This is a genomic window from Microbacterium sp. LMI12-1-1.1 (genome assembly GCF_040676455.1).
Classification (GTDB): domain Bacteria; phylum Actinomycetota; class Actinomycetes; order Actinomycetales; family Microbacteriaceae; genus Microbacterium.
In genome coordinates, this window is record NZ_JBEGIA010000001.1 from 1,226,013 (window position 1) to 1,247,016 (window position 21,004).

The 21,004-nt window shown below is 66.2% G+C and carries 21 protein-coding genes and 1 tRNA gene; 13 read left to right on the forward strand and 9 right to left on the reverse strand.

The window, feature by feature from the left end; all coding sequences use genetic code 11:
- The gene (locus MRBLMI12_RS05925) at positions 1 to 1,038 is read left to right on the forward strand and encodes a LacI family DNA-binding transcriptional regulator (protein WP_363354736.1); all 1,038 of its coding nucleotides are present in this window, start codon (positions 1 to 3) and stop codon (positions 1,036 to 1,038) included.
- Positions 1,039 to 1,138: 100 nt separating this feature from the next.
- Here the strand turns inward: MRBLMI12_RS05925 and MRBLMI12_RS05930 are convergent, their stop codons facing one another.
- From MRBLMI12_RS05930 to MRBLMI12_RS05940, 3 genes are all read right to left on the reverse strand, one after another.
- Entirely contained in the window at positions 1,139 to 1,504 is a 366-nt protein-coding gene (locus MRBLMI12_RS05930; RefSeq protein WP_363354738.1) for a hypothetical protein, read from the reverse strand.
- Between the two features lie 498 nt (positions 1,505 to 2,002).
- A complete protein-coding gene (locus tag MRBLMI12_RS05935; protein WP_363354740.1) occupies positions 2,003 to 2,593 on the reverse strand; it encodes a VOC family protein in 591 nt (196 codons plus the stop codon).
- 174 nt (positions 2,594 to 2,767) lie between these two features.
- Positions 2,768 to 3,307, reverse strand: coding sequence for a putative immunity protein (locus MRBLMI12_RS05940; RefSeq protein WP_363354742.1), 540 nt, complete (start codon positions 3,305 to 3,307; stop codon positions 2,768 to 2,770).
- 739 nt (positions 3,308 to 4,046) lie between these two features.
- On the opposite strand from MRBLMI12_RS05940, the gene MRBLMI12_RS05945 reads away from it, so the two are divergent.
- Positions 4,047 to 5,270, forward strand: a complete 1,224-nt coding sequence (locus MRBLMI12_RS05945; RefSeq protein WP_363354744.1) for a hypothetical protein — start codon at positions 4,047 to 4,049, stop codon at positions 5,268 to 5,270.
- 205 nt (positions 5,271 to 5,475) lie between these two features.
- Here MRBLMI12_RS05945 and MRBLMI12_RS05950 read toward each other — a convergent pair whose 3' ends face one another.
- The 4 genes from MRBLMI12_RS05950 to MRBLMI12_RS05965 form a co-directional block, all read right to left on the reverse strand.
- A complete protein-coding gene (locus MRBLMI12_RS05950; protein WP_363354746.1) occupies positions 5,476 to 6,282 on the reverse strand; it encodes an HAD family hydrolase in 807 nt (268 codons plus the stop codon).
- A 766-nt stretch (positions 6,283 to 7,048) separates the two neighbouring features.
- Positions 7,049 to 7,528, reverse strand: a complete 480-nt coding sequence (locus tag MRBLMI12_RS05955) for a heme-degrading domain-containing protein (RefSeq protein ID WP_363354748.1) — start codon at positions 7,526 to 7,528, stop codon at positions 7,049 to 7,051.
- Positions 7,525 to 8,412 (reverse strand): TolB family protein, encoded by an 888-nt coding sequence (locus MRBLMI12_RS05960; protein WP_363354750.1) that lies wholly within the window; start codon positions 8,410 to 8,412, stop codon positions 7,525 to 7,527. The genes MRBLMI12_RS05955 and MRBLMI12_RS05960 overlap by 4 nt, the downstream gene beginning before the upstream one ends.
- 32 nt (positions 8,413 to 8,444) lie before the next feature.
- On the reverse strand, positions 8,445 to 9,476 hold the full coding sequence (locus tag MRBLMI12_RS05965; protein ID WP_363354752.1) for a Gfo/Idh/MocA family protein: 1,032 nt from the start codon (positions 9,474 to 9,476) through the stop codon (positions 8,445 to 8,447).
- 154 nt (positions 9,477 to 9,630) lie between these two features.
- On the opposite strand from MRBLMI12_RS05965, the gene MRBLMI12_RS05970 reads away from it, so the two are divergent.
- Positions 9,631 to 11,166, forward strand: a complete 1,536-nt coding sequence (locus MRBLMI12_RS05970) for an ABC transporter substrate-binding protein (RefSeq protein ID WP_363354754.1) — start codon at positions 9,631 to 9,633, stop codon at positions 11,164 to 11,166.
- A 51-nt stretch (positions 11,167 to 11,217) separates the two neighbouring features.
- Here the strand turns inward: MRBLMI12_RS05970 and MRBLMI12_RS05975 are convergent, their stop codons facing one another.
- Positions 11,218 to 11,850 (reverse strand): TetR/AcrR family transcriptional regulator, encoded by a 633-nt coding sequence (locus MRBLMI12_RS05975; protein ID WP_363354756.1) that lies wholly within the window; start codon positions 11,848 to 11,850, stop codon positions 11,218 to 11,220.
- A gap of 364 nt (positions 11,851 to 12,214) precedes the next feature.
- Between MRBLMI12_RS05975 and MRBLMI12_RS05980 the strand changes: the two genes are divergently transcribed.
- The 9 genes from MRBLMI12_RS05980 to MRBLMI12_RS06020 all read left to right on the forward strand — a co-directional run bounded on the left by MRBLMI12_RS05980 (position 12,215) and on the right by MRBLMI12_RS06020 (position 19,887).
- Complete coding sequence (locus tag MRBLMI12_RS05980; RefSeq protein WP_363354758.1) at positions 12,215 to 13,093, forward strand: helix-turn-helix transcriptional regulator; 879 nt, start codon at positions 12,215 to 12,217, stop codon at positions 13,091 to 13,093.
- A gap of 133 nt (positions 13,094 to 13,226) precedes the next feature.
- Positions 13,227 to 14,465: an MFS transporter gene (locus tag MRBLMI12_RS05985; RefSeq protein WP_363354760.1), complete on the forward strand. Its 1,239-nt coding sequence runs from the start codon at positions 13,227 to 13,229 to the stop codon at positions 14,463 to 14,465.
- A gap of 32 nt (positions 14,466 to 14,497) precedes the next feature.
- Complete coding sequence (locus MRBLMI12_RS05990; protein WP_363354762.1) at positions 14,498 to 15,469, forward strand: aldo/keto reductase; 972 nt, start codon at positions 14,498 to 14,500, stop codon at positions 15,467 to 15,469.
- Between the two features lie 34 nt (positions 15,470 to 15,503).
- Complete coding sequence (locus MRBLMI12_RS05995; RefSeq protein ID WP_363354764.1) at positions 15,504 to 15,842, forward strand: carboxymuconolactone decarboxylase family protein; 339 nt, start codon at positions 15,504 to 15,506, stop codon at positions 15,840 to 15,842.
- A gap of 29 nt (positions 15,843 to 15,871) precedes the next feature.
- On the forward strand, positions 15,872 to 16,717 hold the full coding sequence (locus MRBLMI12_RS06000; RefSeq protein WP_363354766.1) for an SDR family NAD(P)-dependent oxidoreductase: 846 nt from the start codon (positions 15,872 to 15,874) through the stop codon (positions 16,715 to 16,717).
- Positions 16,718 to 16,727: 10 nt separating this feature from the next.
- Positions 16,728 to 17,069: a carboxymuconolactone decarboxylase family protein gene (locus tag MRBLMI12_RS06005; protein WP_363354768.1), complete on the forward strand. Its 342-nt coding sequence runs from the start codon at positions 16,728 to 16,730 to the stop codon at positions 17,067 to 17,069.
- Complete coding sequence (locus MRBLMI12_RS06010; protein WP_363354770.1) at positions 17,066 to 17,944, forward strand: aldo/keto reductase; 879 nt, start codon at positions 17,066 to 17,068, stop codon at positions 17,942 to 17,944. Before MRBLMI12_RS06005 ends, MRBLMI12_RS06010 begins: the two co-directional genes overlap by 4 nt.
- Before the next feature lie 63 nt (positions 17,945 to 18,007).
- Positions 18,008 to 18,769 (forward strand): SDR family NAD(P)-dependent oxidoreductase, encoded by a 762-nt coding sequence (locus MRBLMI12_RS06015; protein WP_363354772.1) that lies wholly within the window; start codon positions 18,008 to 18,010, stop codon positions 18,767 to 18,769.
- Between the two features lie 35 nt (positions 18,770 to 18,804).
- Positions 18,805 to 19,887, forward strand: coding sequence for an FAD-dependent monooxygenase (locus MRBLMI12_RS06020; RefSeq protein ID WP_363354774.1), 1,083 nt, complete (start codon positions 18,805 to 18,807; stop codon positions 19,885 to 19,887).
- Positions 19,888 to 20,066: 179 nt separating this feature from the next.
- Here MRBLMI12_RS06020 and MRBLMI12_RS06025 read toward each other — a convergent pair.
- Positions 20,067 to 20,155, reverse strand: a tRNA-Ser gene (locus MRBLMI12_RS06025).
- 152 nt (positions 20,156 to 20,307) lie between these two features.
- On the opposite strand from MRBLMI12_RS06025, the gene MRBLMI12_RS06030 reads away from it, so the two are divergent.
- Positions 20,308 to 21,000: a DUF2278 family protein gene (locus MRBLMI12_RS06030; RefSeq protein WP_363354776.1), complete on the forward strand. Its 693-nt coding sequence runs from the start codon at positions 20,308 to 20,310 to the stop codon at positions 20,998 to 21,000.
- Positions 21,001 to 21,004: the final 4 nt, after the last annotated feature.

Here is a 21,004-nt window from a genome sequence, read left to right on the forward strand (position 1 = left end):
ATGGGCCAGCGAGTCACCCTGAGTGATGTCGCTCAGGCAGCGGGCGTGGGCATGGCGACCGTCTCCCGCGCCATGGGAGACCACCCGGACGTCAGCGCGGCCACCCGCGATCGAATCCGCAAGGTTGCGCAAGATCTGGGTTACCGACCTTCAGTCGCGGCTCGCGCGTTGCGGAGCGGCGGGTTCCGCGCTATCAGCGTCATGGTGCCCGACAACCAGTGGGGCTGGTGGGAGCCGGTCGCCCATGCCTGCGTGGAAGCGGCCTCTGCTGCCGGCTACCAGGTCCTGGTGCACCCGGTCGGCGGCGGTAAGGGCGGCTTGGCAGAAGCGATCGCCGGCCTCTCCGGTGTACCGACGGAGGGCGTGATCGTGATCAGCGTTCCCGACCAGAAGTCGGTCCGAGAGGCATGTGACGCCATCGGCATTCCCGGTGTCGCGATCGACGACTCGAGCGCTGAGATCTACTTCCCCTCGATCTCAGCGGCAAACTATGCCGGCGCCCGCGAGGTCGTCGAGCACCTGCTCGCGACCGGCCGTTCTCGCATCGTTTTTGTCCGTCCGCAGCTCAGTGGCGGTCCGTCCGTCTGGGGCGACGCCTTCTACCTGCGAGAACGCGAGAGGGCATACCGCGACGTGCTCGCCGCTGCCGGGCTGCCCGTCGATGAATCACTGATCATCGACACTGCCTTCGACGAGACAGCACCCGGATGCCCAGAGCTGGGCGAATTGCTGGACCGCGACGACACCATCGACGCGATCTTCTGCGCATTCGACCAACTCGCCGCCACCGTTCTGCGCGAACTCGCCGCACGCGACCTGAGGGTTCCCGGCGACATCGCCGTCGCCGGCTTCGACGATGAACGAACCGCCGTCCTCGTCACCCCACAACTCACCACCGCACGACAGCCCTACAACGACATGGGCCGCACCGCGGCCGAACTGCTCCTACGATCGCTCACCGATACCCCACCGCCCGTGCAGCGCTACGAATACCCCACACAACTCATCGTGCGAGCATCCACCCAACCGACGCCCTAGTCAACGTTCCGACCATCGGCCCGGCGTGACCGCATGGGCGCAGCCGACATTCGCCGCCTCCGAGTAGAACGATCCGAGCGCGCCGCGCGTTTGCGGATCGTCATCCGCACCCGAGCTGGTCAGGAGAAGCGGCGGCGGGAGAGAGATCAGCTGTCACGGTGATCACGAGCTCATTCCAGCCTCGATGAGCCGGATGGATGACCTCGCTGTCCGCATCGCCGATGGATAGCCGGCCGCTCGGTGCGTGGAGCCTGCCACGGAAGACCTCGCGTCTGTCGACCGTAGGAGCCTCGGCAGCCGACAGGAGCCGCACGACGATTTCGGTCTCCGCCCAGTCGGCGGTCTCCTCAGACGAATCGATGTCTTGCGCATGACGTACGAGGGCGACGACTCCATGCTGGTTCGCCGAGGTGAGGGAGCCCGCTACCCCATCGGGAATCAACGCTCCGGAGGCGGCATCGGCCACGATGACAATTCCCCAGTGAAAGGGTCGCCGCATAGTGGCGGAGGCGAGAGGCTGCACATCTGGACGATACTCGCGAGCGCGACACAGGTGCCCACCCAGGCAAAAGCGCGGTGATGTAGCCGTGCCTGACAGCGCGATGAGCCACCGCTGCCGGGCGGCGGGCGACAGAACCGTTGCGGGCGGTGGAGAGTTCCGATGAACTCATCACCGACGCCACACGCGCGGAAAGCGACAGAAACCGGCGCGCATCGAACTCCTTCAACTGACCCGTGCCAGCCCTCGAGTAAGCGGCCCGCGGCATCCACCGCGGCATCGAGTCGACAGGCCTCAACGCATGGCACGGTCGCGAGGTGGATCAACTTCCTCCCGCCGAACCCAGCCACGGCGCCCGCCGCGAAAAGCAGCTCGAGCTACTCACCCCAACGACGCGCCAACGCTTGAGTAAGCCGACCGCTCGCATGAAACCCCATGCGCGCATGGGGTTTCATGCGGGTGCTTTCAGCTCTTCTCCCGGGGGTCGCGCAAGCTGTTCATGGCGTCGATGAGCGTGGAGTGGATGTAGTCGAGTTCGGGTGTGGCGAAGTCCTCCCATGACCCGCTGGCATCGGCGGTATCGGCGCCATCCCACACGCCGGTATCGCCAGACGCGTCGGAGATGTCGGATGCCGCCCACTCCCGCGCTGCGGGGGTGTGCTCGTATACCCACCACAGGTGACCGAACGGGTCGGCGAAACGCGCGAACACATCACCCCAGAACTCGGTGGGCTCCGTGACGATCCGTGCACCGCGCTCGACCGCCCGTTCGAGAGTGGCCGCCGCATCGATGACATATACGCGCGTGAACGCGGGCGTGTACGGCCACGCCGGCTTGCGATCGGCGATGGTGAGGAGGGAATCACCGATATGGAGCTCGGAGTGGAGGACGAGCCCGTCGGCATCAGCCGTGCGGGCGTCGGTGTTCTCGACGGCATCGAACACGGCGCCGACGAAGGCGATGAGACCGGTCGCGTCGTCCGTCATGATGAACGAGTTCACGGTGTTCGAACCGGCTGGGGCCGGCGGAAGCGGAAGGGAAGGCAACGTGGACATGGGGTACTCCTTCGTGTGTCTGCTCGATGCTCCCCGACAATCCGGACAGTGTCAGTCCTCAGCACCCACCATTCGCTGTCCCCGTAACGACCGCAACAGCGCTCCACGACCAGGATGCGAAGCACACAGCTCAGGCTCTCGACAGTGCACGTTTGCAGACCGCTGGACGGGGGCTCAACGTCCGACGTCGTGCAGTCTCATTTGGATCGATGCGATGTTACTGCCCAGGTCTCCTGAGGCCAGAAGGCCGGAGCCGAGCGGACCTGCCGAGTCTTCGCCGAGGAGGGGGAGCCGGCGAAGCGCTCTGGCAACATCACTGCTCATATGCTCGACTTGCCAATCAAGCTCTGCGGTGACGGCATCCGCATTGCCGGCCGCGAGACCGGCAGCTCTTGCGGCGTAACCCGCAGCGCCCAGAGCGTGCGCTCCCATGTGCGCGACCCCCGCCGCCTGGGCGGCAGCCCGCGCCGCCGCCACGGCCGCCGGCGAACTTGCCGAATGTGCCGCGCGCCCCGCGACGAAACGCCGCTTGATCTCACCCGCTGCGGTCAGATCACCGCGAGAGAAGGCCCTCGCCCGCGCGATCGCATCGCGTGGCCGTTCATCATCGGGTGCCTCCGACTCGAACAACGCCAGCACTCGCTCGGCGCAGTGGGCCGCCCACGCCGCGACCAACCGGCGATCAGATTCGCTGAGCGCCTGCGGTGACGACATCCCAGCACTCTCGCACAAGCCGCCGCGGAGCGCCTCATAGGACCGGAGGTCGCGCGATAGTCCCACTAGGAGCATGCGAACGCTCTTTGAGAGGACCGTTATCGCGCCACCGACCGAATGAGGATCTCGGTCGCGCGGAGTTCTCTCAGCTCTGGGTGCGCGCCGTCCCCATTTACTGTCCCGCCGTGCTGCATGCATCGAGGATGACAGTCCCGTCGGCATCATGTCTGTTCGGCGCGGTGATACTGCATACTCAGGAGCGCCAGACGTCCGCCCCCCGGACGGGTGACGCGCCTTCCCACCAGAAGTCGGTTACCCGTTTACGAAATCTGCGACCGCCTCCCCTGCTGCGCGCAGGCGGGTCGTCGAGCGCGCTCAGGTGACTAACGGGACTCGAACCCGTTACTCACTCGACCAGATACCGGTCCTCGAGAGGGCGACGCTCGAGTGGCGGACCTACATGGCGCATCAGGTCGGTCAACGCCGTTCAGGCAAGTCACCGTGTTGGCCAACACCCAACAGCGCAGCTGCATCTCTCTGATGGTGAATTGGACATGTCGTTCCCTACCACGACGACATAGTCGACGAGCATCGCGTGGGGCCGAACCGCACCCATGTTTGCCGGGCTTCGGTTACGGGCTCCCCCGCTCGAGTCGGTAGAGCACGGCGGACCGGCGTGAGGGCCTTCTGCGATCAGACAAGGTCGGCCGCGCCGGGAGCTCCGAATAGGCTGAGCGACGTGATGCCAGCGCGCGAGCCGGAGCCCGCCTTCTGGGTACGACTCGATCTGCCGGCGTCCGAGGCCGATTGCGTCGAAGGCCTCGCGGAACTCCTCCGCCAACTTCGCGTGCCTGCGGTCGTGCGTCACAGTCCTCTCGAAGGCGGCACGTTCGCGCTTGTTCCGTTAGACGATGACGGGTCGCCCCTCGCGGTCGCCGCCACATATGGCCCGGAACTGCGATGGTCCCTGCTGGACCGGGACCGACTCATCAACGGCCTCAACAGGCTGGCTGGTCGAGGAAGCACTCTTGATGGTGAGCGCATCGAACAGCTCGCCGGTGAATCCGATGATGGCCCGGGCCTCGGCGACACCGCGCCGGGTGGACCGGGGCGCGTCGACGCGATCGCTTGGACGACGCATGAGAAGCCGGCTGTGCTGGCGACTCTCGGGGCGCGATTCGACATGTCGTTCGTCGCCGTCGACGCCGGGGAAATGGGGCTTGCGCTCACGGTCCACGATCCGGCGGACCGCGACAGGGCATTCACAAACGGCGTTTGGGCGATGACCGACGGCATCGCCATGTGGCGAAGCGGCGAGGAAGCCTCCGCGGCCTTCATACATCGCCGCAGCGCGGTCATCATGACGTGGCGGACACCGTGGCTGCGGGTCGACCCGAGCAAGCCTGGCCAAGCCGACCGCGACGGTGCAACGGTGAGCGCGATGCTCAGTGATCTCGTGCTCGACGACGGTGACCCTGCTGCGTGGGTCACGCGGTTTCGCCTCGACCAGGAGCGCGGCGACCGTCTGCGTGCGCTGTTTCGGCGAGGACCGCACGCTGGAGCACTTCAGGACCTATGTGAGATCCTCCGGATTCACCCATCACTGCTCGTGGTCCTGTCCGACGATGGGGAGTCGAACGCCGACCGCACCATGATCACTGCGCGCAGCGCACGTCAACAGTTCCGGGACGAGATGCGTGCCGAGGTCGCGGCCGCGGCACCCGGGCCGCAGAGCTTCCGCGGTCGACACCCTCGGATATGGCTCGGGCTCTCGGCCGTTGTGATCCTCATTCTCGCAGCCGTCGCGGTGGTGGGCTGGTCCGACGGCCGCCCCACGGCTCTGCTGCCGGGCATCGTTGCCCTGATCTGGACGGCTAGCCTCTTGATCAACGGATCAGTCCGACGAGCTCGCCGGGGCGATTCATCCGAGCCCGCACCTGTCCGCGACGGGCACGATCGTTGACGCCCGAGCCGCGGTACATGGCAAGGATGTCGCTGCTGTGAGGCGTCGAGACGAAGCGCATTCAGCGAAAGCGCTGCGCGGAGCTCTCCGTATGCGGGACCGGGACCGGCGGCGACATCCGATCTGCGGGGTGCGTCCGAACCCGCATGGTGGACGTTGACGTGCGTGGCGGATCGCTCGTTTGCGGCGTCCGCAAGCCGGTCTCTTAGGGGACTTCGTTCGAGTCTGCGTCTCGCGGCCCCGCTTGGCGCCGTGATGCAGGCCCGCTAGTTGCCGCCATTTGCGCTGTGGACGTGGCGTGCGACGTCGCGCAAGTTGCTGACGACTCTGTGCCGGTCATGGTCGGGGGCCCCTGGTGTCCGTTTCGAAACCGGATGAACTGCACGTTGAGCGCCTCGGCGATCTCTTCGTCGTGGTTCGTGTCGCCGACCATCAGCACACGCCGAGGATCATGGCCCGAAGTCGTCAACCACGACTCGACAACATGCGCTTTGGAGGCCGCATACGCATCGGTGATGCCATGGGTATGCGAGAAGAACTCGTTCAGGACATGAGGGGTCAGTTGCTGCTCCAAGGTGCGCTCAGGAGTTGCGGAGATCAGGACTTGTTCGAAGCCGAGGTCACGGACCGATGCAAGGGTTACTCGTGCGTCGGGCTGGAGAGAAGCCTGCCCCACCGTGTCGGCGAACAGCCGGAGGTACTGGTCAACGGCGGCGAGGAAGTCTGCCTCGTCAACACCGAGCCGCGCGTAGAACTCCCTGATCGGAAATCCGAAGGCTTGTCGGTAGGAATCCTGATCGGGTATGACCGGCAGGGTTCGCTCCCGGAGCACGGTACTCATCGCCTCTCGGGCAACATCAACGTCGTCGAGGAGCGTTCCGTTCCAGTCCCAGCACACGACATCGATGGGGCGCGTTCGGGTTGCATCACGGCCCCGAGTCTTCCAGCCACACGGTCGCGGCGCGCGCCGTGCGAACTGTCGCCGCCAGCTGTTCACGCCACCACTTTGCATGCTTGATTCTCACCGGGCGCGCCAGACGACGCTCGAAAGTCGGTCCCTCAGTGGCGTGCCGCTGCTCAGGGGTGAGCATACTGCGCCAGGGCGCAAACCTCCGGCGCGCATTCTGCCAAAGAACTCCGGAATCGGAGCAGCCCAGGTCAAGCAATGTAGTTCCACGTCGCTCAACCTGCACGAGCGTCGCTGAATGTGGGCGAAAGTGCGGAGACGGAGGGATTTGAACCCCACTTGTGCTGGTGCGCCCGGATGCGTTCGAGCGCGTTCGAGTTGATTCTGTGCGGCTCGTAGTCACGTTCAACGACGTTCGGAAAGAGTCAGACTCGCTCAGTCTTACGCGATTCTTACGCACGTCGTGGCGCCGAGACGCGGCGCACGCACGCTGCGTTTGAGACACGTGTCCGTGCGACTCTATCGGGCGGGGTATGCGGGCGTGCAGACTCCTTCGCGGGCTGCCTCTCCGAGGGTCGCTGCAGTGGCCTGCAATCGCGACCGCCACCACCTGCTGCGAGGTGTCTCTCTCAGCGCGTCGACGAACCGACCGGGGATCCAGCCGGCACCGATGACCGCCCATCGAAGGGAGGGTTCTCCGCGCCCAGGGCCGAATCCCTGGGACTGGGAAAGGGCCGTTGCTGCGGCACGAGACTCCGATGATGGTGAACGAGAGGGTTCGATGTACGCGGAGAGGCGGGGGATCCACGTGCTCGGGCGCGAGCTCGAGCAGTTGGATACCGACGACCGGTGCCCTTGCCCGTGTAGTCGTTCAGGCCCTGGTCGCGCGAGCCACGATCGCGCGAATGCCCTCCACTGCCAGCGCATGGTCCTCTTCGGACGACAGCCCGGAGATCGTGAGGGCGGCGATGACGCCTGAACCCCGGACGCGGATGGGGACCGAGCCTCCGGCGACGGCGTAGTCGCTCGCGTCGAGCCATCCGACCTGCGTGGGATCGAAGCCCGCTGCGGCCATACGCGCGGCGAACAGGGCGGAGCTGATGTCGAACCGGAACACCACTGCGCTCTTGCGGCGCACCCAGTCGTCCTGGTCGACGGTCACCCCGGCAAGTGCTGTTCGGAAGAGGATCATGCCGTTGACGCGCCGGATGTCGATCGTGACGGCGTGGCCACGCTTGTGAGCGATCGCCCTGACAGCGCTGCCCAATTCCCAGGCCTCGTCGACTCCGAACTGGTCCCAGTTCAGTTCGGCTTCTTCGGCCTGGAGAGCGGTGAGATCGTCGTGCATCATTCCTGTCCTTGATCGAGTGCGGACGCCCCGATGGGGTAGTCCACGTACGCGAGACGCGTGCCGTCGGGTGACCAGCTGTTCACGTTGATGGTGCCTTGCCCGCCGGCGAGCTCGACGATGATGGTGCTGCGCGCCCACGCCAGCGGATCGCGTGCGACGTCGACCAGGCGTAGTTGCACGGCTCGGTCCGCAGGATGGCCCTGCGTGCCAGGGGGGAAGCTGAGATAGACCGCGATCCGGCCGGTCGGATCGATGTGCGGGAACCAATTGACTCGTTCGTCCCACGTGAGCTGCTGCAGATCGGTGCCATCGGGTCGGATGCGGGCGATCTGGGCGTGCCCGGGTGTGTGACTGAATCGTTCGGTGTTCAGGTAGATCCACTCACCGTCGGGTGCGTACTCGGATCCGTCGTCGGGACCGCGACCTTCGGTCAGGGCGGCATCCCATGTTCCGTCGGTGTGGACGATATGGATCGTGCCGCTGTCCCAGCCCTCTTCCGGATTGAGCGCGACGTAGGCCAGAAGTTCGCCGTCGGGGCTGACACCGTGGAGGAAGTGCCAGTGCGGCATCCCGTCGGTCGTCACCCTTCGAACCGATCCTGTCGAGAGGGAGGCGGCGTAGATGTGCCCGTCGTTGGCCGAGGCGTAGATCGTGTCACCGTCGCGCGCGAGCACGTGGTCGTTGTTCAACTCCGGCAGTTCCTTCAGTTCGATCGGTTTCGGGGCCTGCGACCCATCCGCCGGCATCCGCCAGAGCACGCCGTCGCCGTTGAGGATCAGTTCGCCGCCCGCTGTCCAGTTGGGGGCCTCGAGCAGCACCTCGGCATCGACATGGACGAGGGTGGACTCCCCCGCGGCCACGTCGTATACGTGGACCCTCGCCACTTGCCGATCTGCCAGCGTGCGCGCGAATCCCATCACAGGGCGCCCAGCTGCCGGCGTGCCTCGTCGATCGTGGCGAGAATGGATACGGTCTCGGCGTGAGTGTGCAGGGGTGATTCCGCACGCCCGGCGCCGACGTAGCCGGCGAGTGCTGTCGCCTCCCACGCGAGTCCGTCCATGAGCGCCACGCCCGACGTGTCCGACCAGACGACCGGCTCTTCGAAGAGATCCCGAGACCGCAGGGCGAAGGCCGTCGGGATGTGGAACGGGCCGTCGATCTCGATGCTGGCGTCCGTTCCGCAGATCGATGCCACGGTGGGAGTCCGCGTGAGGATCGATGTCATCAGCGTCGACTGCTCGGAGCCGTGCCCGAGGACGACCGTGGACGTGGCGTCTACGCCGGTCGCGGTCAGCGAACCGACGGCGGTGATCGACGATGGCTCACCGAGAACCATCGAATCGAGCTGGATCGGGTAGATGCCGAGATCCAGCAATGCCCCACCGCCGGTGCCGGCTTGAAGCAGCCGGTGGTTCGGGTCGTCGGCGAGCGGCTGGCCGTGGTCGGAGATCACACTGCGCACCTCTCCGAGGATCCCGTCATCGATGAGGCGACGGATCATCAGCGTCTGCGGCAGGTAGCGGGTCCACATCGCCTCCATGAGGAAGACTCCCGCGCCACGGGCCGCGTCGACCAATCGCTGCGCGTCGGCGGCATTGGTGGCGAGAGGCTTCTCGATCAAGACGTGCTTGCCGGCCGCGATGGCGCGCAGTCCCAGCGAGAGGTGCTCGCTCTGGGGAGCCGCGACATACACGACGTCGACGCCGGGGTCGTCCAACAGCGCGTCGACCGTCGTGTGAGCAGTGGGGATGCCGTGCGCTCGAGCGAAGCTCTCCGCCCGTGTGCTCACTCGCGCACCCACGGCGACCACCTTCTGGGCGGTGTGTGCGTGCACGGCGTCGACGAAGAACCCGGCGATCCATCCAGCGCCGATCACACCCCAGCGCAGGACCGGTTCACCCTGCGCGGGTAGGAAGAGATTCGGTTCGGGCAAGGTTCTGGGCAGCATCGCCGCTCCTTCGTCGTCTGCGACATTGGGACTTTAGCATCGTAAAAGATTCCGCTTCGTCCGCCAAGAAAATTCTTTGACAATGCTAAAAACATGCTGCTAGCTTCTCCCGTCAGGGAGGTCCATCGGCGGATCGCCCCCTATGAAGGGACCAATGATGTTCCGATGGAAGGCCACAGCAGCCCTCGCGGTCGTCGCCTCGCTCGCGCTCGCGGGATGCGCTGGCAGCGCCGACGACGGAGGGAGGAGCTCGGACTCCGGCCGAGCTGATCGGCTCACATTGATCGCGATCGCCGCGCCGACGAGCTACGACGTGGGGCAGGGCGCCGAGTACGGCAACCGCAGCGTCTTCTTCCAGGCCGTGTTCGACACGCTGCTGCAGAAAGACGCCGCGGGCGAGATCATCCCCTGGCTGGCGACGGAGTGGGAGTACAACGAAGACAACACGGTGCTCACGGTGACGCTCCGTGACGACGTGGAGTTCACCGACGGCACTCCCCTCGACGCCGAGGCCGTGGTCGGCAGCCTCGAGCGCTTCCGCGACGGCACTGCACCGCAGGCCGCGACGCTCGCCGGCAAGGAGTTCGCGGCCGTCGACGCCACCACCGTCACGATCACCCAGTCCGCGCCCGACCCGTCGCTGGTCAACCTGCTGTCGATCGCGCCTGGGCTGATCCAGGCACCGTCGACGTTCGACGACCCCGACTCTGCCACCACCCCCATCGGCTCAGGTCCGTACGTCCTCGACACCTCCGCGACGGTCACCGGCACCACGTACGTCTACACCGCGAACCCCGACTACTGGAACCCGGATGCCGTCGCCTACGACAACCTGACCATCAACGTCATCGATGACCCGACCGCGGCGCTCAACGCGATGAAGGCCGGCGAAGCCAACGGACTGCCGCTGGTCAACAACGACGCGATCGGCGAAGTGGAGGCGTCCGGCTGGAGCATCGCGTCCAACGAGCTCGACTTCCACGGCATCCTGCTGCTCGACCGTGAGGGCACGATGGCACCGGAGCTCGCCGACGTCGACGTCCGCAGGGCGATCAACATGGCGTTCGACCGCGAGGCGCTCCTCGATGCGCTGCAGGCGGGCTACGGCACGGTGACCGAGCAGGTCTTCCCGACGACATCCGTAGGCTTCGATCCGGCGCTCGACAACACGTACTCCTACGATCCTGAAGGCGCGAAGGAGCTGCTCGCCGAAGCCGGCTACCCGGACGGCTTCACACTGAACATGATGACCACGCCGGCATTCCAAACGACGTTCGACCTCGTCGGACAGCAGCTGGCCGACATCGGCATCACGGTGAACTACACCGACCCCGGCACCGGCAACTTCATCACCGACGTGCTCGCGCCGAAGTACCCGGCGACGTGGATGTCGCTGGAGCAGAACCCCGACTGGCAGCTGATCAACTTCATGATCGCGCCCGAGGCGACGTTCAACCCGTTCGGCTCGCAGGACCCGCAGGTGGACGAGTACATCAGCACCATCCAGAACGGCACGCAGGAAGAGGCCGACCAGGCAGTCAAGGACCTCAACGCATACATCACCGACCAGGCCTGGTTCGCTCCCTGGTATCGCAAGCAGGGCACGTTCGCACACGACAGCACCACCGCCGTCGAGATGTGGCCGACCAACTCCTACCCGTCGCTGTTCGGCTTCTCCCCTGCGAACTGATCAGCGACATGACTGCCCCGGCGTGATCGTCACGCCGGGGCGGTTCTGTGCTCAGACCGGAGCCGCGAGGCCCTTGCGGAGCGACGTCAACAGCGGCACCGACTCGTCGCCCAGGCGAACAGCCGGATCGTCGGAGAGGGATCGCAGCGCCTCGACGGCGCCCGCCAGCAGCGCCACCGCGTCCACGCGTTCGTCCAGCAGAGCCTGGAGCTGAACGCCGTCGGATACCGCGGTGAGCCTCTGCGCCTCAGCAGCGGGATCGAGGTCCGTCGGGATCAGACCCGCCGCCTGCTCAGCCGCAATCGACTCGGATACAACCTTCGCGGCCAGCGCATACCGCCGACGAAAGAATGCATGGGCTTCGTGGCTCGGCGCGATCGCCTCCGCCGCAAAGGAGTGCAGGAGATGAACCAGACCGGGCACATACAGATTCAGCCGCACGTGTTCGACGAGAAAGTCGAGCGGACGATCAGGATCGGCCTCCGCCGCACGCGCGACCTGCGTATCCGCATCCCACCTTTCGATCACTGCTTGCAGGAGTCCGTCCCGCGACCCGAAGTAGTAGACAAGATGTGCCGACTCCACTCCGCTCTCGCGAGCGATCTCGCGCAGACTCAGTCTCCGAAAACCTGAGCCTGCAATCGCACGTATCGCCGCCTCGAGCATCTCCTCCCGGCGCGCCATGCCTTTTGCATACGAGGGCTCCCTCACCTGCACCACTCTATGACCCGTCCGATTGTCGGTAACACCCCGGTTCTAGACTGTCGACCAAGATGCGCGGGTCGAGATCCGCCCGTCGTGCGGCCCGGCGACGCTACGGGCGCCGGGAGCAGCACGCTCAGCGCGCCCAGTCGGCAGGTACAGGCGGAGGCGTCGTTCTCAATGCGTCCGCCGTGCTCTCGAGAAGCTGGACCTGTTCGGGTCGGCTCCTCGAGGCGGTCGCTCATGGCGGGGGCGATCAATGTTGATCTGGACTCGAGCGCGTTCGAGGTGAGGGTTAACGCAAGAAGCTCCCATCCTCTGCGGTCGCCCGCGTAGCGTGACGGACATGGAGAACAGGCCGGAGGTTCGCGACTTTCTCATGTCGCGCCGCAACCGAGTGACGCCGGAGCAGGTCGGACTTCCTGCGTTCGGGAACCGGCGTGTTCCGGGTTTGCGTCGAAATGAAGCGGCGGCCCTCGCGGGTGTCAGCGTGGAGTATTACACGCGCGTGGAGCGCGGCAATCTTCAAGGGGTGTCAGATTCCGTGCTGGATGCCATCGCGTTAGCGCTGCGGATGGACGAGACGGAACGAGCTCATCTGCACGATCTCGGCCGCCTCGCCAACGCGTCCCCTGTGCGTGCCCCGCGCCGCATTGCGAAGCCCACGGTCCCGGCGGCCGTGAAGCGGGTGGTCGACGGCATGCCCGGTCTGCCCGCGTTCATTCAGAACAATCTCTTCGATGTGCTCTACACGAACCCACTCGGACGTGCGCTGTTTTCGGAAATGTTCCAGGACCCCACATGTCACGACAACACGGTCCGGTTTGTGTTCCTCAGTCCCGTCGCGCGGCGGTTCTACCTGGACTGGGACCGCATCGCACGTACCGCCGTCGGCTCCCTGCGAGTCGAGGCGGGGAGAAATCCCTACGACACGGCGCTTTCGAACCTGATTGGTGAACTGTCGACCAGGAGCGATGCGTTCCGGGTGATGTGGGGCGCCAACGACGTCGGAAGGTTCAGCGACGGCACAAAGCGCATCAATCACCCCGTCGTCGGCGAGCTGCAGCTCGAGCATTCGGCGATGACACTCCCGGGAGCGGCAGGGCTTTCGATGACGGTGTACAGCGCCGCGCCCGGCTCGACCACCGAGGACGGACTCGCCCTGCTGTCGAGCTGGGCCGCGACAAACGTCACCGCTCCCGCGGCCGCTTCAACCGAGACCTGACCCGCGAGGGGGTCCCTGCGGGAACCCCTTTCATCCGAGGCTCCCTCGTATTGCGCGGGACGCCTTGACTTGTCATGCCCGCTCTCGCGGTAACCGATTCGATGAAAGTTGAACACCCATGCCCACTTCCCCAGTGAAGTCACCTGCTGAGCCGAAAGCCAGGCTCCCGTTCGTCGTGCTGCTGCTCGCTGCCGGCACGTTCCTGATGAGCACGACCGAGTTCGTGATCGCCGGCCTCCTGCCGGACATGGCAGCCGACTTGAATGTCAGCGTCTCGCAGGCGGGTCTGCTGATCACGGCTTTCGCGGTGGGAATGATCGTCGGAGCTCCGACGATCTCGGTCGCGACGGTGCGCCTCCCCAAGCGCCTCACCCTCGTGCTGTCGCTGCTGCTGTTCGCGGTCGGTCACATCGTCGCAGCGCTCAGCCCCGCTTTCGAGGTCGTGCTGATCGCCCGTGTCGTCACCGCTCTGGCCACTGGCGCGTTCCTGTCGGTCGCCGCCGTCGTCGCGACCTCGGCCGCCGGGCCGTCCAACGCTTCCCGTGCCATGGGCGTGATGATGAGCGGGATGGGTCTTGCGATCGTCGCCGGTGTTCCGCTCGGATCCTTCGTCGGCCAGGCCATCGGATGGCGTGGCATCTTCTGGGCGCTGGCCGTGCTGGCGCTGGTCGCGGCGGCCGTCATCGGCAGGTTTGCGCAGGCCGAGCAGGCGGGGCAGCAGGTCGTCACCCTCCGCTCGCAGCTGGGCGTGCTCCGCGAGGGCAAGCTGTGGCTGCTTCTGCTGGCCACGGCCCTGGTCTCGGGCGGGTTCCTCGCTGCGTACAGTTACATCTCCCCGCTCCTCACCGACCGTACGGGCGTCGATGAGGCCGCGGTGCCGCTCCTGCTTGTCGGGTTCGGCATCGGTGCACTGCTCGGCACCGTCGTCGCCGGTCGCACCGGTGACCGCGCCCCGCTGGGCACCTACCTCGCCATCGCGGGTGGTTCCGCCTTGGTGCTGCTGCTGCTCATTCCGCTCTCGCCCTTCGTGGTCCCCACGGCCGTGCTCGTCATCCTTCTGGGCTTCACCGGCATGGGCGTGACAGCTATCGCGACCCCACTCGCTGTCCGGTTCGGGCACTCCGGCCCGTCGCTGTCCGCTGCGTTGACCGTCTCCGCGTTCAACGTGGGCATCGCCGCCGCCACCTGGCTCGCGGGCCTCGCGCTGGACTCCTCGCTCGGCACGACCGGCCCCTCGATCGTGGGAGCGGCGATGGCGATCGCCGGGATCATCCCGTTGCTGATCCTCGCCGCCATGCGAGCCACCCGCCGCACACCGAGCTCCGAGCCGGATGGCATCGAGAAGACCCTGGAGCGCGAGCTGCTCGTCTGAACACAGCATCCGACTGATCGAAAGGAACCATCATGCAGTACACGTGTTTGGGATCATCCGGCCTGAAAGTCAGCCGACTCGCCCTCGGGTGCATGAGCTTCGGCGACACCTCCCGGGGCTTCACCGAGTGGGCCCTGGACGACGATGCCGCCGAACCGATCTTCCGCCAGGCGGTGGAGAACGGCATCACGTTCTGGGACACGGCGAACGTGTACGGCTTCGGCACCTCCGAGGAGATCGTGGGCCGCGCGATCCAGAAGTACACCCGTCGCGAAGACGTCGTGCTGGCCACGAAGGTGCGCTTCAAGATGCACGACCGCCCCGGCGGGGAGGGCCTCTCCCGCAAGGCGATCATGGAGCAGATCGACGCCTCTCTGAAGCGGCTCGACACCGACTATGTCGACCTGTACCAGATCCACCGTTTCGACTACGACACCCCGGTCGAGGAGACGATGGAGGCTCTGCACGATCTCGTCAAGGCCGGCAAGGTCCGTTACCTGGGCGCGTCGGCGATGTGGGCATGGCAGTTCGCGAAGATGCAGCACGCCGCCGACCTGAACGGCTGGACACGGTTCGTGTCGATGCAGGACCAGTACTCGCTGATGTACCGCGAGGAAGAGCGTGAGATGTTCGGGCTGCTCGCCGATCAGGGTGTGGGCAGTATCCCGTTCAGCCCGCTTGCGAAGGGCCGGGTCGCCCGCCCGTGGGGCGAGCAGACCAAGCGGTCCTCGAACGACCCGGTGGGTGCGGCGGCGTTCAGCGATGCCGACAAGCCGGTCGCCGATGCCGTGCAGCAGGTCGCCGAAGCCCGCGGCATCCCGATGGCTCAGGTCGCCCTGGCCTGGGTGCTGCAGAACCCCGTCGTGAGCGCCCCGATCGTTGGCGCGACGAAGCAGAAGCACCTCGACGACGCCATCGCCGCCCTGGACGTCCACCTCACCGACGACGAGACCAAAGCGCTCCAGGCCCCCTACAGGGTCCGCGAGCCCAACGGCTTCCAGTGAACCCCCGACCACACGACAGAGAAGAGAGCGAATCATGACCGACAGCACCCAACCCACCACCGCTGAGAAGACCTTCATGGAGACCCTGTTCGGTGACTTCGCGCCGAAGTTCGTCTCTGTCACCGATGACGTCATCTACGGCGACATCTGGGCCCGCCCCGAGCTGAGCCCGCGCGACCGCAGCCTGATCGTGATCGCCGCGTTCATCGCCGGTGGAAACGGCGCCGACCTTGAGGGCTACCTCGCGTTCGCGAAGGCGAACGGGGTCACCGAGACCGAGATCAAGGAGGTCATCCTGCAGATGGCGTTCTACGCCGGCTGGCCCAAAGCGGTCACCGCGATGAACCTCGCCAAGCGCGTGTTCACCGCCTGAACACGCCTCGAACAAGAGAAGGAACAGCTATGACCGACAAGAGAGTCTGGATCGTCACCGGCGCCGGCCGCGGCATGGGCGTCGAGATCGCCAGGGCCGCCCTCGCCGCAGGCCACCAGGTCGTCGCCACCGGCCGGAACACCGAACGCGTCGCCGCGGCCGTGGGTGAGCACCCCGACCTGCTCGTGGTGAAGCTCGACCTCACGATTCCCGAGGACGCTGTGGCCGCTGCCCAGGCGACGGTTGATCGGTTCGGCCGCATCGATGTGCTCGTGAACAACGCGGCCAACTTCTATGCCGGGTTCTTCGAGGAGACCAGCGACGCCCAGGTGCGCGCCCAGTTCGAGACCAACGTCTTCGGCCCGATGAACGTCACGCGTGCGGTGCTGCCGATCATGCGTGCGCAGCGCTCCGGGCACGTCATCACCATCGGCTCGCTCGCCGGGATCACCGGGCTGGAGTTCGTGGACGCTTACGCGGCCAGCAAGTTCGCTCTCGAAGGGTGGATGGAGTCGCTGCGGTTCGGGGTGGAGCCCTACGGTATCCGCACCACCATCGTGGAGCCGGGGTTCTTCCGCACCGAGTTGCTCGTCGAGGAAGCCTCGACCATCTGGCCCGAGATCTCGATCGACGACTACGCCGACCGCACCGCGGCAGCCATCCCCGGCTGGCGCCAGATGAACGGCGCGCAGGCCGGCGACCCCGCCAAGCTCGGCGCTGCGCTCGTCACGATCGCCGACCTCGACGAGCCGCCGCTGCGCTGGGTGGCCGGAGCAGACGCCGTCGCCGCGATCGAGCAGAAGGCACAAGACCTGCTCGCCCAGATCAACGCTCACCGTGAATTGTCCTCGTCCCTCGACCACGAGAACGCCTGAGGAGGCCGTGATGACTGAAGGATCCGCTCCGTCCGACATGGAGAAGCTGTTCGGCGCCTTCGCCCCGAAGCTCGTCTCGCTCACCGACGACGTCCTGTTCGGTGACATCTGGGAACGTCCCGAGCTGTCCCCCCGCGACCGCAGCCTGGTGACCATCGCCGGGCTGCTCGCCGGCGGCAACATCGAGCAGCTGAACTGGCACATCCCCTACGGCCTGAACAACGGGCTGACCGAGACGGAGATCACAGAGGTCATCACCCACCTCGCGTTCTACGCAGGCTGGCCCAAGGCCGTCTCGGCGATGACCGTTGCCAAGCGCATCCTCGACGCAGAGAAGGAAGAATCACGATGACCCACACGCACGTCACCCTCAACAACGGCGTCACCATGCCCGCGCTCGGGCTGGGCGTCTACCAGAGCCCGCCCGAGGAGACCACCGACGCCGTGGCCGCAGCCTTGCGCACCGGGTACCGGCACATCGACACCGCCGCTGCGTACTTCAACGAGCGCGAGGTCGGCGAAGGCATCCGCAAGTCGGGTGTCGACCGCGCGGAGATCTTCATCGAGACGAAGATCTGGATGAGCGACTACGGCTACGACCAGACCCTCCACGGGTTCGACAAGAGCACCCGCAAGCTCGGTGTCGACCAGATCGATCTGATTCTGTTGCATCAGCCACTGGCTGCCGAGTTCGACAAGACCATCGCTGCATACAAGGCGCTGGAGTCGCTGCTTGCCGACGGACGAGTGCGGGCCATCGGCGTCTCGAATCAGACCCCGGCGGAGCTCGCACAGCTGATCTCACGCACCGATGTCGTACCGGCGGTCAACCAGATCCAGGTGCACCCGTACTACTCCCAGCCCGAATGGCGAGCGGCGAACGCCGAGCACGGAATCCTGACGCAGTCCTGGTCCCCGATCGGCGGCTCCTACATCTACGGCGACTTCGACAAGAACCCACTCGAAGATCCCGCGATCGCCGCGATCGCCGAGAAGCACGGCAAGACCAGTGCACAAGTGATCCTCCGCTGGCACCTCGACCACGGCTGGTCTGCCATCCCGAAGTCCGTCAAGCCGCACCGCATCGCCGAGAACTTCGACATCTTCGACTTCGCGCTCGCCCCCGATGAGATCGCAGCGATCGACGCACTCGACACCGGCGTTCGGGGCGGTCCCGATCCCGACTCGCTCAATCTCGATAACTACGGATTCGCGATTCCCGAGTGACGAGCCGGGGTGGACACGCGTCCACCCCACGTTTCCGCTTCACCCTCAGGGAGGACTTCTGACATGGCCCGCATCTTCATCACCGGCTCGACTGACGGGCTCGGTCTGTTCAACGCCCGCACACTCATCGGACAGGGACATGACGTCGTCGTGCACGCGCGCACGAAGGAGCGCGCCACGGCCGTCGATGACCTCGCTTCGGCCGGCGTCGTGATCGGTGACCTCGCCAGCGACAGCGAGACCCGCTCGATCGCCGAGCAGATGAACGCGATCGGTCGGATGGATGCCGTCATCCACAACGCCGGCGTCTACCTCTCCAACAGCCGCATCACCACACTCGAGGGTCACTCTCGCACGCTTGCGGTGAATGTGCTCGCCCCCTACCTCCTCACCGCTCTCGTCCAGAAGCCGGACCGTCTCGTGTACGTCACGAGCGGGATGCACCTGGGCGTGCGTGGTGACCTCGCCGACATCGACTGGACGCGCCGTCGATGGAACGCGAGCCAGGCATACTCCGAGAGCAAGCTCTACGTCGCGGCCCTCGCCGCAGCGGTCGCCCGCCGCGACCCCGACGTCCTCAGCAACTCCGTCGATCCCGGCTGGGTCCCCACCAAGATGGGCGGGGCCGGTGCGCCTGACGACCTCGAACTCGGCCACGACACTCAGAGCTGGCTCGCCGCCAGCAGCGATCCTGCAGCGCTGGTCACCGGGCAGTACTGGCATCACCGCCGGCACCAGCGGCCTGCACCCGAGGTCGACGACCCGAGCTTCCAGGACCAGCTGCTCGACACCCTCGCCGCAATCACCGGCACCGCCCTGTTCTGAACACACGACCCACCATCACCACGAAAGAAGCACCCATGCACTCCCACGGCACAGCCGTCATCGTCGGGGCCTCGCTCTCCGGGCTGATGACCGCGCTGACGCTGTCCAGAATCGGAATGCGCGTCACGCTCCTCGAGCGCTCCGACGACACCGGTCGCACCGGCGCCGCCCTCCATGCTCCCGACGGCCTGATCGAGCGCATCACCGGCCTGCCCTCGGCGCAGATTCCGCAACCGATCGCTCCCGGCATCCAGACCTGGTTCGCCGTGCACGGCGCACTCCGTGCCGCGATCGAAGCCGACCCCGCGATCGAACTCCGACAGAACACCGCCGTCCGAAGCGTCCAACAGGACGGGTCGCAGGCATGGGCAGTCACGAGTTCCGGCGAACGTGTGAGCGGCGACCTCCTCGTCGGCGCTGACGGACACCGCAGCGTCGTGCGCCGCCGTGTTGCTCCGGACAAACCGGATGCAACGTTCGCGGGGTACGTGATCTGGATCGGCATCGCCGACGAGTCATCGATCGGGTCCACCCGCTGGCCACGCGATGTCGCTTTCCTCGGTGACTTCGACAACACCCTCCTCGGTTACCCGCTGCCCGGAATCGACGGGTCGAGCGCGGTCGGCTCGCGTCGACTCGGTTGGGCCTGGTACGACGCCAGCCGCAATGACCTGCTTCGTTCATCGGGTGCCGTCGAGGGCAATGTGGTGCGGCACTCTTTGATGCCCGCGGGCATCCCGAACACCACCTACCGTGAACTCGCCCGGCAGGCTCGAAACCTGTTCCCCACGCCGTGGAGCGACGCAATCCTCGACAGCATCGAGCGCCGCGCCGTCATAGGCACGCCCATCGCTGAATACGTGCCCGATCAGCTCGTGCGCGGGCGAATGGCGCTCGTCGGTGACGCCGCTCACGTCCCCACTCCGATGACCGGCAGCGGCTTCAGTGAATCACTCCAGGATGCCGAAGCCCTCGCTGCCGCTGTGGCCGTACAGCCCGCCCGGAGCGGAATCGAGACCGCGCTCCACGACTACGAGGGTGCACGACTGCGCAGCGCCCGCAGCCTCGTCCAGTCCGGGCAGGGCTTCAGCCGGTCATTCGCCGCACGCGCAGCCTGACCCGTCCACCCAATTCGACAGAACGGAATCACAACATGCCCCGCCTTACGGCGGAATCACGGGCATATGCGGCAGCAACGGGCGGTGTACGGGCGCGACTTGCGTAAGAGAATGTCGCGCAACTCTACGCAGATCCAGAACCGGTCGAGGGAATCTTGCCCTGGCCTGGCATTTTTCTGCGGAGACGGAGGGATTTGAACCCTCGGTCCCCTTACGAGGACTCCACCTTAGCAGGGTGGTGCACTAGGCCTGACTATGCGACGTCTCCAGGCATCCGGCCGCGAAGCGCGGATGCACCCAGCAATCATAACCGAGACGAGCGCCGCTTCTTGCACCCGCCGGCGCGGTCGCCGCGACGCCGCTCCCGATCAGGAAACGCCTTCGTCGTATCAGCCACACGAGCCCACCGCTCTTCCGGGTATGCCGTTCACACAGTACGGAGTGCTCAGCGGAACCCTCACGTCGCACGAGCGGGACGACCCCGACGAGTTCGGGCGCTGGTGGCACGTCAACCTCAGGGTTCGCAGCGGAGCGCGCGAGTTCAAGGTCGCGGTCGATGTCGACAGCAGCAAGTCGGCAACCGGCGTGCAGTGGAAGACGGTCCGCACGACCAGCGCCAAGCTCGGATGGCCGACGCTTCCGCCACCGGCGTTCACCCGGCTCGTCTCCGCGCCGACGACCGGGGCGATCGACGTGATCCGGCATCCGGCCCTGCGCGTAATCGGCATCCGACGGCTCCTGCAGCGGCTGTTCCGCGCGAGGGATGCCGTACCCGCCGAGCGATCGTGGTTCTGGATCCCGGTGCTCCGACCCTGGCGCTCGGGCGATCACCTGCAGGCGTCGGAGGCGCTGGAGGCGACGCTGCGCATCGGCGCGCTCACCCTGGTGTGGGGCGAGCCGTTCCCCGAGAACGCGGCACCGGCCTCGGTGCAGGGCATGCACAACGTCCACCAGAACCAGGGCGACCCCGCCGGCTCGCAGTGGTCGCCCGAGAACGGGATCTGGCAGGACGGCGGCGTCGCGACACTGCAGGCCGACGGCAACTGGCTCGTCTTCGTCTCGAAGTTCTCCACCCAGCGCGATCACACCGATAGCGAGGGACACCCCGCCTGAGTCG